The organism is Brakhagea slesvicensis, assembly GCF_052161625.1.
Taxonomy (GTDB): domain Bacteria; phylum Planctomycetota; class Planctomycetia; order Pirellulales; family Pirellulaceae; genus JBKCUI01.
In genome coordinates this window covers 3,288,386-3,302,198 of sequence record NZ_CP197412.1, presented here as the reverse complement: position 1 = coordinate 3,302,198, position 13,813 = coordinate 3,288,386, and the positions used below count along the sequence as shown (strand labels likewise).

Sequence of the window (13,813 nt, the reverse complement as noted above, 5' to 3'; positions counted from 1 at the left end):
GCCCCACCAACCAAAAATCCGGATCCTTCCCGTGGCGAGCGTGGCGCCTTGGCGCGCCCCTCTTTTGGATCAGAAGAGAAGAAATTCCTCGCAAAGGCGCAAAGTTCGCGGCGGGAGGGATGAGGTCAGGGCAGGAAATACGAGCAGCAAACTGAAATCCGGCAATGCCCCTAATCCTGGGCCCCACCAACCAAAATCCGGATCCTTCCCGTGGCGAGCGTGGCGCCTTGGCGCGCCCCTCTTAGCCAAAAACGAAAAAAGCCAGTGTTTCCACTGGCTTTCAAAGCGGAGGACAAGGGATTCGAACCCTCAACCGGTTTCCCGGCGCCTGATTTCGAATCAGGTTCCTAACCATTCGGCTATCCTCCATCGCAATGGGCGTAGTTTAGCCGAAAATCCCTCTATCTCGCAATCCCTACCACTCCGCTGTCGCATCTTTCAAAAGCTCTAAAAAGACCCGAGCTAACGCAGGATCGGCACCTAAAGTTCTCGTAATCCACCATGTGGTTCCGGAGCCAGTCGCACGCCGGTCTCGAACTCTTCCCCGCAGTTGGTCGATCAACTCCCCTTCAAATAATAGGTGCGGTTGCACGACGATCGTGTCACATCCCGAGCCAGCAGCCTGTTCCAAAAGGCCATCGATATCGGGCTTCCCACCCGCAAAAAAACCGGTTTCACTCCAGGCGACCCAGGATTCTTTGCAGCGAAGCTCGGTGAACAATCGCATCTTTTCCAATGCCTCCAGATCGCTGGTCCCCCTCCCAACCATCGCCAACGCGACAGAGCCCCCTACCCCCGCGCCTCCCCCGTGCCTTTGAGAGCGAAGCCACTGCGCAAGCGGACAATCGCCGGGACGCTCCGATTCCGAATCGCACCGAGCATTAGGCTGCTCCCCAGCAGCACATCCCCCGCTCGGGCAATTGACTCCCTCGGGCAAACCCAAAATCTCATCGAATCGAAGCTTGGAGAGAGCTAAAACCGCCGGATGAACTTCCAAGGACGCAGTTTGAGCTAAGACCCTCAGACCAAGCCCCTCGGCCGAAACAGCCACCGCATCGGGAATATCCGACTTCGCATGGGCGGCAGTAAAGAGAAGAACCGGGACGACCACAACCGCTTCACACCCGCGTCCCTGCAGTTTGCCAAGCCCCTCCGCAATATCAGGCTCGGCCAGCTCCAGGAAGCATGCCTCCACTGGGCTGCCGGGGAGGAGTTGAGCGATTTGATCGCTCAATCGAAGCAGCTGCTGCTGACCTTCAGCCTTGCGGGTCCCGTGTCCCACGACAAGAACCCCTGCCCTTCGCCGATTCAATCGATCTACGATCGGATCGCCAACCTCGTCTCGAGTCGAAGGGATCGAATTGGCTTGAGCGACTTGTTCGAACACGGAAGTGCACCTAGGTACGCGGAGTGGATGCGAAGCCCCCGTCAAAAAGCGAAGGATAGGCAAACTGGGAAATCTGAGTTTGCGGATTGGATCGCGTATAGCGATTGCGAGGTTTGTAATGGTAACCAACCGCCAAGTCGTTGAGAAAAATGTCGACTTTTCCTAAAGATCGGGACGGTAACACCTTGGGATGCTAAAACACCCCAGCGTCCGTTTTTCTTATTTGAAACGTTCGAACTTGTAAACCAGAATTAGCTCGCCTGTGCGCCGATTTTCTCAAGCCCCAACGCCTTGAGTTCGCGGGATGCACGAACTTCCAGGGAGTCGATATCGAATGAGCCAACCCATGAGCCTGCGTAACCGACGTCAAAATGCCTTCCGCAACTTCTTGCTCGTCGGGGTTTGCACCTTTCCCCCGATTGCCTCGATTTCACCCCTCTACGGACAACAGATTTGCGAGGAAGTCGCTCGCTATCGCGTCCAGTCCGAAACCGTCTGGGAACCTGTCCAAGTCACGGTGATGAAAGTCGAGTACGAGGATCGGACGCTGGAAAAAGAGGTTGTCAGCTATCGCCCTACTTACCAGGAACGCGTTGAAAAGAGGCAATACACCGTTCGGAAGCCCGTTACCGAAACCTCCAAACGAGTCGAGCAAGTCACCGTCTACAAACCGGTGATGAAGGAAGAGTGGGTTGACGAAACAACCATGGTGACGGAGACCTCGCAGGTCGAACAAATTGTCACCCGTCAACGACCTGTGACAGAAACCCAGTACCAGACCCGGCAAATTGTCGTTCAAAAGCCGGTTACGGAAACATTGATCCAAACGCAGAACTATTTGGTGCAACGGCCTGTTACGGAAACAACGTACCAAACTCAGCAGTACACGGTGCAACGGCCCGTTACCGAAACGACTTTGCAGACACAAAACTATACGGTGCAGCGGCCTGTCACGGAAACTACCTACCAAACTCAAAACTACACGCAACTGCAGCCAGTCACGACCTACCAGCCTGTCGTGGCGGATGTGGGAGGTTATGTTCCCCAACAGTACTATCAACCGGGCGACACGACCTATCGACTGCGATGGCAACCGGGTGGATACAACGTCAACGCACAGAACGGATCCACTGCTTACCGCATGGGTGGACTCGGTTGGGTTCCGTACCAGTCGGCCGGTCAAGTCCTCACGCAAAACGTCTACCAACCAAACGTGCAGCAGTTCGCGGTTCCACAAACCAGCTACATGCCCCAAACCGTTCAGCAGCAAGTCCCGGTGACCACCACTCGGATGGTGAACGAAACGATGCAGCAACAGGTCCCAATCACGACGACGAAACTGCAATCGGAGATCGTTCAGCAGCAGATCCCCGTGACGACGACTCGCATGCAATCGGAGATCGTCCAGCAACAAACTCCCATCACGCGAACTCGGATGGAAAGCGAAGTCGTCGAAGAGAAGGTTCCCGTCCAAGTGCAGAGGATGGAAACTTATCAAGAAAAAGTGGTTGTCCCCCAGACCGTTCAAAAGCCGGTCACGCGGAAAGTCGCTCGCCAGAAACTTGAGTACGTTCCCGAAGTGGTGGTGCGAGAAGTTCCCGTAGAGCTGACCACCTATAAAGAAGAAATCGTAACGGAAGATGTCGTGATTCGAACTCCGGTCACCGAACGGGTCGTCACCAAAGTGCAAGTCCCTCAGCGCATTGCGAGAACCGTCCCTGTCACCGAGACTCGCATGGTCCCACGCACACGCATGGTGCGGATCCCCATCGATATCTACGGCAATCCGATCGTGAGCAGCCCGGTTGTCACCGCCAGCGCAACGGGTACCAGCCCAAACGATGCCGTCAAGCAAGCTTCGGGGGGCGAAAAATCCCTCTTGAGTAACGATTCCAACAGCCAACGACAGGCGAACAAACCGGAGTCGGAATCGGAACTGCCGGCTCCTAGCCCCAAAGCAACCAAGGAAACGCCAGCCCCTCAGTCCGAGGAGCCCAAAAAGGAATCCCCATCCGACAAACCGCCAACCAGCGGTGAATCGGCGCTCCGTATCAGCCCTCCTGAAGGGGACTCCCCATCGGCGGCAGCCACTCCGGAACGCATTCGAACCCGAGAAGACGACTGATCGGGGCTTGCTTTATCGGGGCTTGCCTGCCGTCGATTCCGCCTCAAACATCCGTTCGGCTAATTGCAATAACAGCTTCTCCAACTCTCGGTAGTATTCATCCGAAGCGAGAGACGCTTTGTTGGACCGAAGCTTAGCGATGGCATCTTCGATACCGTTGATGCTGGCGATCGTTTCGGTGGAAAACTCAGGACTTGATCCCAGCCTCTGGACGATCACACGTTGAGCCAGCTCTCCATCGAGTTGAAGACCATCCGCGGGTGCTTTGGCTGGTCGCAAACCGCGAAAGAAGCTTGCTGGCGTGCCTTTCTTATCTCCATTGTCATCCAAGAGCGCTTGCTCGGACGCCAAACGCCCTTCGTCCCGATAGAACCGGGCCACGCTCGCCGAGGCCGCGAGAAAGGCTTCTAAGATCGATACGCTGGAATCGTGATCCAAATCGCTAGCTGGATCCGAAATCGCTAACGACAAATAGCCGCCAAATCGGGCGAAGTTTTGCTCAGCGCCACTTTTGGTCGCCGTAATCACCACCCGATTCGCTCTGGACAAACTCACATGAAACGGGCCGCTCGACGAGGCGCAATTCACGATGATCCATCGACTTGCATCCCCTTCCAACGCCTTCGCTATTTCGTCCGCCGAAATATCCGGCCCACGCAAATTGAACTTCGTTCCAGACGCATCATACGTTCCATGCCCGATCAACACCAACCACTTCGGTGCATCACTTTGTCCCTCTAACGATTGCGATCGTTTGGACAAGAAATCCAAAATGCGTGTTTTGTCGTCTATCGAAGAGGGGTTCTGTTCCTCTTCGCCATTCGTACCATCGACCCAAACGCACTCGCTCTCGCCAAAGACCTCTCTCCAGCGATTCCCCCAAGTTTGAAAGAGCGCACCGTACTCCGCCTCACCGGGCGCTCCCAACACGATAAGCTTCGTGGACGGTTCCTCGATCGGTTTGTTTGTTTCCTCAAGCGACTGCGCGAAACCACCGACGCAAGACATTCCGACGACAGCGTACGCTCCCAGAGAGCGGATAATCCTATGGAGAAAGGATCTAGGCCATGCCATAGCGCCGCCTCCATCCCCATTCCAAGCACAAACATGCGATGGCAGCCACAATGACCCAGGATTGATGCCAAAGTGGGAACACCCGCTTCTCTCGTACTGGTACTTGGTCGCTCGGAACATTCTCCACAAACGCATCCAATTCCTCCCATCGCAGGACCTTGCCCCCCGATCGCTCCGCCAATTCGTTCAAAGCCTTCCGATTCTCCCCCAATCCCTGAAACTCCTTCGCCAGGGGTTCGTAAACCCATCCCGACTCGGCAACCCCCGCATCGCTTCCGTCCTGCCCGAGACTCTTCGCCTCGATCGTGTATACTCCCTCGCCATCCGACAGAACGACCGCCTCGTATCGCCCCGGCGTTTCAGCGGAGGGGTCGGCAAGCAATTCAAACTTTGTTCCGTCCGGCTTCTGAACGAGCAGTTGCACCTGCGCGTTGTCGAGGGCTTGGAAATCAACTCCTTTGACGTCCACGGCCACTCTCCGTGCGCGAGTGCTGTCCTCGCTCTCCGCAACCAAGATATCCACGGATTTGGGTACGTCGGTAATCAGCCATCGGAACAATTGTCTCCAAGCTTGATAAAGAGGTGCAGGATCTTTTCCTTCTCGTCGCATCGCCCACCGCCACCAATCTCCGATCATCAGCGCTGCCGTTCGCCCTCGACCGAACCGCTGGGTCGCCAATAAAGGAATGGGGCCGCTGGCGTCCGAATCCCCTTCGAGAACTCCCTGCGCAAGCATCGAAGCACCCGGCTTCAATTCGCGCACGCGATTCCAGACTTGGAAGCTAGGCATTGTTTCCAAGCGCTTCTTTTCTTCCACCTCGGTATCGGCCAGTCGCATAAACGGCTGAAGCCAGCCATCCCGACTCAGTTGCATGCGAACCGATGCGATGGTTTCGATATTGGGATCGCTGGTAAGATCAGCAGCGAACGGCAAACTCGGGTCATGATAGATAGGAAGCAATTGGCTAAGTACCGATCGACTAAACTCGCTCCCTCGCATGGACTCCTGCCCCCCCAACGCGATCAGCCCGCCTCCGCGAATGGAGACAAACTGCCGGAGCATGGACTGCTGCTCCTGTGTGAAGAACTCTGGTTCGATATCATCCAAGACGATCGCGCGAAATTGAAACAGTTCGCTGAGATCTTTCGGAAAACCTTTTTGTAATTCGCCGGACTCCTTCACTCCCAATCGAACATACACCGGTTCATCATATTGTTCTTTTTCTTCATCGGAGATGTCTTCGAAGCCAGAAAAAAGCGGATTCGAGGAATCGACGCGATTGTCGCGAAAACTGAACTTAGGCTCCTTTTTCGCGATACGAATCAATGCAGTGAGCTCGACCTCTGGGTCTTCCGATAAGGCTCGCGATAGAAATTTGTATTCCCAATTAGGGCGTCCAGCCACGTACAGAATTCGATAAGGGCCCCTTCCTCGATCGATCACTTGATACCTTTTGTTGTTCAACAAGGTCCACTCCGTCGCGGCCCCACTGTCCGATGTCCCATCCGCCTGTGGTTTGACTTCCAACTCATACCCCTGCGCCCCGACACGAGTCGGTCGAAATCGAAACTCCACCTGCGTTTTCTCTTCGTCGTTCGGGAGAGTGATGGTTTTCGCTTCAATCTCCTTTCCCTCTTGATCTCGCAATAACACAGCGACCCTTTGATTTCGAAAGCCGAGGTGAGCGATCGAAGCCAACAAGGTGATCGGTGCCGTTTCGAAGTCCGATTGCATGAATGAAACGTCGGCGATGGCAAGATCTCGGACATCCGATGCTTCACCCTGAATGACTGGATAAATGGGAACCGGAAACTCCCGTTCTTCCGCGAGCCTTTCCCAGTCCGTCGCTTGACCGTCGGTAAAGAGCAAGACTCCAGCCAACGGCTGCCCACGGTTGGAATTCGATGTGGAATCCCCAGGTGCTTGATAGCGTTCCACCAACGATCCAAGCGATCGGATCAATGCGCTCTCGTTACCTGTTTGCTGGATCCCTTCGAAACTATCGATCGCATGCAACGAATGGTCGAAAAGGTAACGGCGAATGCGAAACTCTTCCCCAAGATTGCGCATCCAATCGGCCTCATTACGCAATCGCTCTTGCGCCCAAGCCGCAGGGTCTGCGTAGCCGAGGGATTGGCCAATCGACTTCCACGTCTCTCGGGCACTCTGAGAATTGTCGACCACGAGAGCAAACGCATTCGCCTGCGGTTTGGCTCGTTCGGTGCTTCCCATCGGCTCAAGCAAACAAAACAACAACAACCCAATCCCGATCGCACGCATCGTGAGCGCCAACGCCCGATACCCCATCGGCATACGACTACCCCGATAGGAGAGGATGCTGACAAGGAGCAAGATTGCGCCGGCGATCAACACCCAAGGAATCCATTGGGGCTGTGCAAAATAAAAGTTAGTCTCAGCCGATAACGTCTCCTCGATCATCGATTCGTCCCGCTCCCCAAGTTCTCGTAGTAGCGATCCAACTGACGTTGGAAGTTGGCTGGGACGGGATCCCGGTCAATAGGCACCAGCGCGTTCTTCTCCGCTGCCTTCCGGAGCAACTCCTCGTTGACTTGCTCACGAACACGGGCCAACGGTTCGGCAATCAACTTCTTGACCAAGTCCCATTGCGGTTCTTTGGAATGCCGTTTGTATTCCACTCGCATCTCGCGCGCCGCCTCGCGGACTCGGGCAACGTCTCCCTTCACATTCGGGTCGTCGACCAACTCCTCCACATCCCGGAGCGCATCGGTCCACTCTCGATAATTCTCACCCGTCAATGGAGCGACGACTCGTCCCTCCCCTTCGGTGGGGCCGCCGCGATCGCGTGGTAAGAACGATTCAATGCTGGCGCGCTGAGCACCCGTGGAGGATGGAGCGGATGGAGCAGCCGAGCCGGGTTGGGGTTGTTGGTTGGGTTGGCCCGATTGGCCAGATTGGTTTTGGGAGCCGGGTTGGTTTTGGGAGCCAGATTGGTTTTGGGGGCTGGGTTGGTTTTGGGGGCTGGGTTGGTTTTGGGAGCCGGGTTGGCCGGGTTCCGTTTGTTGGCCGGGGGAGGGACTAGGTTGACCCTGTTGACCGGGTTGAGGCTGTTGACCGGGTTGACCCTGTTGGCCGGGTTGAGGCGTGGTCTGATTGGATTGGATTTCGCGTTCGATTTGGTCTTGCGCACGGTCCAGTTCGCGGAGGGCGCGTTGGAGAGACTCTTGCTCGTTTCCGAGAATGTCTTGGGCAGCGCTTTCAATTCCCTCTCGCAATTGCTCGATCGCTTGACCTGCTTCGCGAGCCAACTTATCGGCTGGTTCGTCGAATCCCCGTTCCAACAACATGGGGATCTGAGTCAGCCTCTTCTCGACACCTTGCTGGGATGCTTCGCGGTAGGAATCGTAAAGCTCCTCAGCCAGAAGGGGCTCGCTGGATTCCGCCTCCGCGACGGTGTCGCGGATGTTCTGCATCAATTCCTCCCATTTCTTCTGTTGCTCTCGCCAAGCTTGCGCGTCCGCGTTCCCCTCCAGGTCCCCTCCCTCAGGCCGGAGCGGAGATGCATCTTCTCCCTTCAAGCTCTGCCCCTCAGGCTCATCACCTTGTTCTGTCGGACTGAGCTTTTCTTGAAGCTCTTGTTGCTTTTGCTCTAGCTCCTTCGCTTGTTGCAACATGTTTTTCATGGTCGACTCCATTTGGCTGGAGGACTCTTGCCGTAACTGCTCACGGGTCTCGTCCATCTGCCTCTGCGCTCGCGTCCCGGAGGAAAGCGCGGATGACGTCTCCCCCTGCGAAAGGGCTTGTGTCGACTGCTGCAACTGCTCGCGCGCTTGTTCGACTTGCTCGCGTGCTTGCTCCATCGCTTGCCGGTTTTCCTCTTCGTTCATCCGTTCCAGTAGCTCGTCCGCATCGCGTACCATTTCTTCTTGGTCTTCGCGAAGCCGCTGCAGTTGATCTTCAATCTCCTCCTTTTCTTCTTCCGTTTTTGCCTCTTGAAGTGCATTCTCTAGATTCTTGAGTTGCTCGTTGAGATCCTTTTGTCTCCGAGCCAGCTCTTCTAAGCGATTCATGACTTGCCTAGCTTCGCGTTCTGGCGTGGAGGGTTCGGCGTCTTGCGCCTGCTGCTCTTCCTGGTAGGGGTTTTCCTGGTTGTTCAATTCCAGTTGCTCGAGTTGCTGCTGTCGATTCTGCTGCGCGCTGCTGCGGGAATTGCTTCGGGACTGCTGCTGTTGCTGCTGGACAATGTTGTGCTCGCGTGCCCGCAGCTTCAGCAGTCCTTCGTAGGCTTTTCTCTCCAAGCTGAGAGCATCGCGGAGTTCGGGCAGGGATTGCTCTTGGCTCGCGGATTGAAGTCGTTGGATCGCTGACTCCATCGCCTCTTTCAACTCCTTCAAATAGCCTGCCGATTTTTCGTCTTGAACCGACTCCTCCAACTCCGCAGTCTGCTCCAACGCGGTCGATTGCGATTCCCCTAATACCTTGACATCTTCCGAGAACGCCGAAGTGATCTTCTGAGGGCGCTCACGGCGAAGGATATTCCAAGTCCCCGAGATGATTTGCTTTTGCAGCTCGGCTAATTCCTCGGCCTTTTGGGCCGCTTGGCTTTGCTGCTGTTGTTGTTGTTGCTGCTGTTGCTGGGCATTGGGTGCCTCTCCCTCTCGAAAGATCTCTTCAAACGGGCGGACTTCGGCGAAAAACATATCCCCCTCGACCCGCCTGACTTGGCCAGCGGTATCGACGTCTTCGGCCCAAAAGAAATAGGAGAGGAGCTGATCGGGCTCGGCCTGCAAGGACTCGAGGTCCACCATATGGGAGATCTCTAATTTCCCTGCTTTCGACGGAGTCGGTTCAATCTCGGCTTCGGAGGGCTCTTGAGAGCCAAGCATAATCGTCACCCCGGTCCTCTTCACTTCGAAATCATCCCGGACCATCGCCTTCAAAGGGACCTCTTGAAGAGGTGAAACTCTCAGATCTTGTGCTTTCGCAAGCTTGATTTCGGGAGCTTCGTTTCGAATCACTTTCGCCGTCAACTTTTCATCGAACTTCGCCGAACGATTCTCGCTATCCAAGAGCCTGACCATCCACTGCTTCGACGCGTCGATCGTAAAAGACGCTTCGAGTTGGAGCGGGTTATCTGCCGTGGGGACCAAAGGGACCGTCACCCCGGTTTCGTCGATGAGCTCAGCATTTTGAAGCGGTTTGTTCACAAAACATGTCCACTTGAGCTCCGTTCCTTCTGCGACGGTCACGCGACGGGTGTCTTCGATCGTTCGCGCGCTCTGCTTGGTATACTCTGGAGGCGCGATCGTCGCATCGCTTCGAACCAGGCTTGGGAAATCGAAGACCTTGACGCGATACGCCGGACTTTGGAATCCCTTCGTTTCAACGCGGTAAGTCAAATCGCGAGTAACCTTGCGAAGATAGCCGCCATAGATAGGATCTTGAAGCGATCGTTCCAAACGGCTGCGAAGGCTCTCCGAGGCTGGACCTGCGTTGAGAGCCTGCCCATCTCCTTCGGGGGAATCCAGAGGCGTAGGGACCAACCAGACTTGATCCTGCGTTTCTTTGTTCGGGAACCGGGCCGTCACAACCACATCGGTCCCTCGCTCGATTTCAACATCCCCTGGCTCCACAAGAATCTCGTTGGAATTCGGCTCCGCCAGGGCACCCTCGTTCTGAACAACAGATTGCACCGATGCAGGAGCAATCGAAATCCAACTCACGTAGCATGCCAGAGCAAGGCACATGGTTTGGAGGACCCAAGCCGACAGCAACCGCGAAGTCGGGACGGCTTGCCCCCAATCATGGGCCCGGGCATGTCGCACGGTTTCATCGACCAACTGCTTCCTTAGGAACGCAGATTCGTTGGGGAGTGGTGGAGTGACGCTGGTCAGCAGCCGTTGCTTCAAGTCCGGGTGCACCAACTCAACTTGCTCGGCCGTCCAAGTGCGATTGGAGTAAGACCATCGATTGAGAATCCAAATAAACACCGCCAGCGCGACCGCCACCAGCCAGACATTGCTGGAGGAGAGTGAGGCGGCTCGGGGGGGCAGGGAATCGTGGAAAGGACCCGTCGGGCTCACCACGAAGAGCAGGTAGAGGACCAGACCAATCCAAAGACAACAAAGGAGCCACGCAAATCGAATGCGACGAAATCGATTGGCGACGAAGTGGAGATAGTGGTCGATTTGCTGATCCATCGAGCGCTCCTTACCTATTGAACGAGCTGCCGTAGAACTGATTCCTTGCAGAATTCTACCCGGTCGGCACCTGCAGATGGAAGCAAATTGAAATACTCAGCCTTTTGAAATCAGATCATATAGGACCAGTCATTGCGTTCTTCTTGGGCGATTTGCCGATTTGGGCAATGCTGGCATCGAGCCGTTCCGATCTGCGCGTAGGCTTTTTTCATCGCGGTGAAGGTGCTAGCCCATACTTCCGTTTCTTCACGAAAGATGTTCTCCGGCCCGACGAGTTGATCCAAACCGACGTTTCGCATGGTCGTCGCCATGGCCGCATGGACCCCGGAGAGCATGACCGTAATGCGTCGTTGTTTCATGCGTTGAATGAAATTCTCCATGACATGCATGCAGACCGCATCTGGATTGTTGCTCCTTCGCAAACGGATCACAATGAGCTGCGAGGTATCCGGCAGGGATTCCTCAAATGCCTGCAGCTGTCTCTCCAACTCGGGCGCGCAACCGAAGAACATCTCCCCTTCGATATTGAGAATCCGGATAAAGGAGCAGCGAACATCGGACTCCGTCGCCTCGCGAATGACCCGGTCGCTGGTGATGGTCAGTTCGTTGACTTTGATCTTCGCAGCTCGCGGAACGTAAAATGCGAACGAAAGGAAGACCCCGATCAGAATACAAAACTCGATCGAAACGAAGACGGCAGAGACTGCGGTCGCGATCATGATGATGGCATCAAAACGGGTCGCTTTGAAATAGTAAACGATCGCTTTGGGATCCGTCATGCGAAAGGCGGTGAGGATCAGAACCCCTCCAAGTGCCGCCCGCGGGACGTATTGGGCCAAGGGGGCGATCAACAGAATGGTCCCCATCACCCCCACGGCGCTGATCACCCCGGACCATTGAGTCGCGGCCCCGCAAGCGTGATTGATGTAGGAACGGGTGAGCGAGCCCGACCCGGGAAAACAGTGAAAGAAACTGCCGGCAAGGTTCGCGACCCCTTCGCTCAGGCATTGCTGGTTCATATCGAGCTTCTGACCCGTTTTCGCCGCGATCGACTTGGCCATCGCCATCGCCTCGAGAAGCCCGAGGAATGCGATCGCGGCCGCGCTGCTGGAAAGAGTCCGCATTTGGTTCCAGTCCAAAGGAGGCAAGGCGAACGCGGGGAGCTCGCGCGGCACGGGATCCAAAAGCCGCACCCCCGACGATTGCAAGGGATCGACGAAAGCAAGCAACGCGGCGGAGGATGCGATCGCGATCAAGAGCTCGGGAAGCCCCAATCGCAAGCGTCGGTTGAGAAATCGGATCGCAACCGCCATGGAAATGGTGAACGTCGCAATGCCGAAAGTCGGTAAATGGATGGCTCCCCCTTCGGTCATCGTCCGATAGAAGCGAACCAGGAAGTGATCATGGTGTCCCCCCATCGATTTGATGCCTAGGATGACCTTCAATTGATCAAGTAAAAGGAGCACCGAAGCCCCCAACGTAAACCCGACAATCACCGCGTGGGAGATGAATCGGGATAAGTCGCCAAAGCGAAACAAGGCAATGGCGGTTTGGATCACACCAATCATCAACGCCATCATGATCGCAGCACCGATCCATGACTCTTCTGGCAGCACCGCCAAAGCGCTCAGCATGGCAATGGAGATGGCGTTGGTCGGGCCGTTGATCAGTTGCTTGGACGAATCCAGCAACGCACCGACAGTCGTCATCACGATCGCTGTGTAGAGCCCCATCGCGGGAGGCATGTGAAAAATGGTCGCGTACGCCATGCCTTGCGGGACGGCGACCGCGGCAACGGTCAGCCCAGCGAAGAGATCCCGCCGAAAATGATTCAAACTATAGGTGCGAAGGGACTCCAAGGCCGGAACGTATTTGAAGATTCCTTCGGCGATACGAGAAGACATTCCGACCATTCAGGGTGAGTGCAGGCAGCGAGACCGTTATTGAGACGAGTCATTGTAATCGGTGGAATTTTTCTGGGCAGGAACCCCAGCGTTATCGTCGCTACAAACCGAACAAGCTCTCCATTCGGCCCTCAAAACCCAGGCCACTCGGCTCCGAACCGATCGAATTCGGCGAGACTCTCAAGTACGCTAAACGGATCTTCTGCGGTGAAAACACCTCCGCCGAAAAGGTCCCCCGACCATCAACCTGTCATTTTCCAATGTCCCTTTGGGGTAAGTCCGATCCATGAGAATTCAAAAAGCGGTAATCACAGCAGCCGGCCCCGGGCAAGGGGCATTGCCGCTCCAGCGTCTCGTCGATCGAGATGGGATGGAGAAAACGGCTCTGGAAATGATCGTTGAAGAAATCGACGCTGCAGGGATTGAGTCGATCGGTATCGTCATCAGTCCAGGTAACGAGGAAGCCTATCGAAAAGCTGCCGGCCCGTACCTCGACCGGTTGACCTTCGTCATCCAGCCAGAACCGCGAGGCTATGGCCAAGCCCTTTTGTGCGCGAAGACCTTTGCCCGCAACGAACCCTTTCTTCACCTCGTCGGAGACCATTTGTATCTAAGTCGAAACGGCCAACGTTGCGCAGAGCAGATCATCGAGGTCGCGACCAAGGAAAATAGTTCTGTTTCCGGTGTGCATCCCACCAAAGAAAAGATGCTCCCCTACTTCGGTGCTATCGGAGGCCATCGATTGCCCCAAACCGATCGACTTTACGAAGTGAAGCGGGTGATTGAGAAGCCGACTCCCACGCTGGCCGAGCAGGAGTTGACGATCGCTGGCTTTCGAAGCGGAATCTATCTCTGTTTCTTTGGCATGCATGTTCTCACACCTACCGTCCTCGATATCTTGGAAACCCTTGTAGAAGAACATCAGCGTCCCATCGCCCTTTCCGAGGCGCTGCAAGAACTGGCGCTTCGCGAACGGTATCTCGCGGTCGAGGTTGAGGGGTACCGGTACAACATAGGAGTCAAATATGGATTGCTGAATACACAACTGGCTCTATCCCTTTCGGGAGTCGATCGCGACCAAGTGCTCAGCGATATGGTCGAACTGCTGGCCACTCGATAACGAACCTATCCCTTCTTTCGGCC

7 protein-coding genes and 1 tRNA gene are annotated in these 13,813 nt (G+C 55.6%); 2 read left to right on the top strand and 6 right to left on the bottom strand.

The genetic code is table 11. The features are described from left to right. Window positions 1–286 precede the first annotated feature (286 nt). A tRNA-Ser gene (locus SH467x_RS12510) sits at window positions 287–368 on the bottom strand. 47 nt (window positions 369–415) lie between these two features. Beyond that, complete coding sequence (locus tag SH467x_RS12505) at window positions 416–1,387, bottom strand: sirohydrochlorin chelatase (protein ID WP_482367449.1); 972 nt, start codon at window positions 1,385–1,387, stop codon at window positions 416–418. A gap of 346 nt (window positions 1,388–1,733) precedes the next feature. On the opposite strand from SH467x_RS12505, the gene SH467x_RS12500 reads away from it, so the two are divergent. After that, entirely contained in the window at window positions 1,734–3,512 is a 1,779-nt protein-coding gene (locus SH467x_RS12500; RefSeq protein ID WP_482367448.1) for a hypothetical protein, read from the top strand. Window positions 3,513–3,524: 12 nt separating this feature from the next. Here SH467x_RS12500 and SH467x_RS12495 read toward each other — a convergent pair whose 3' ends face one another. The 4 genes from SH467x_RS12495 to SH467x_RS12480 all read right to left on the bottom strand — a co-directional run bounded on the left by SH467x_RS12495 (window position 3,525) and on the right by SH467x_RS12480 (window position 12,670). Continuing rightward, entirely contained in the window at window positions 3,525–4,520 is a 996-nt protein-coding gene (locus tag SH467x_RS12495; protein ID WP_482367447.1) for a hypothetical protein, read from the bottom strand. A gap of 52 nt (window positions 4,521–4,572) precedes the next feature. Then, complete coding sequence (locus SH467x_RS12490) at window positions 4,573–7,026, bottom strand: hypothetical protein (protein WP_482367446.1); 2,454 nt, start codon at window positions 7,024–7,026, stop codon at window positions 4,573–4,575. Next, window positions 7,023–10,766, bottom strand: a complete 3,744-nt coding sequence (locus tag SH467x_RS12485; RefSeq protein ID WP_482367445.1) for a hypothetical protein — start codon at window positions 10,764–10,766, stop codon at window positions 7,023–7,025. Before SH467x_RS12485 ends, SH467x_RS12490 begins: the two co-directional genes overlap by 4 nt. Before the next feature lie 110 nt (window positions 10,767–10,876). Then, window positions 10,877–12,670, bottom strand: coding sequence for a SulP family inorganic anion transporter (locus tag SH467x_RS12480; protein ID WP_482367444.1), 1,794 nt, complete (start codon window positions 12,668–12,670; stop codon window positions 10,877–10,879). A 286-nt stretch (window positions 12,671–12,956) separates the two neighbouring features. Between SH467x_RS12480 and SH467x_RS12475 the strand changes: the two genes are divergently transcribed. Then, window positions 12,957–13,790 (top strand): sugar phosphate nucleotidyltransferase, encoded by an 834-nt coding sequence (locus SH467x_RS12475; protein WP_482367443.1) that lies wholly within the window; start codon window positions 12,957–12,959, stop codon window positions 13,788–13,790. Window positions 13,791–13,813: the final 23 nt, after the last annotated feature.

What these genes read in the sequence shown, in the direction of transcription:
- SH467x_RS12500 (WP_482367448.1), top strand. Translation starts at nt 1,734, where the DNA reads ATGAGCCTGCGTAACCGACGTCAAAATGCCTTCCGCAACTTCTTGCTC.
- SH467x_RS12495 (WP_482367447.1), bottom strand. Translation starts at nt 4,520, where the DNA reads ATGTCTTGCGTCGGTGGTTTCGCGCAGTCGCTTGAGGAAACAAACAAA.
- SH467x_RS12490 (WP_482367446.1), bottom strand. Translation starts at nt 7,026, where the DNA reads ATGATCGAGGAGACGTTATCGGCTGAGACTAACTTTTATTTTGCACAG.
- SH467x_RS12485 (WP_482367445.1), bottom strand. Translation starts at nt 10,766, where the DNA reads ATGGATCAGCAAATCGACCACTATCTCCACTTCGTCGCCAATCGATTT.
- SH467x_RS12480 (WP_482367444.1), bottom strand. Translation starts at nt 12,670, where the DNA reads ATGTCTTCTCGTATCGCCGAAGGAATCTTCAAATACGTTCCGGCCTTG.
- SH467x_RS12475 (WP_482367443.1), top strand. Translation starts at nt 12,957, where the DNA reads ATGAGAATTCAAAAAGCGGTAATCACAGCAGCCGGCCCCGGGCAAGGG.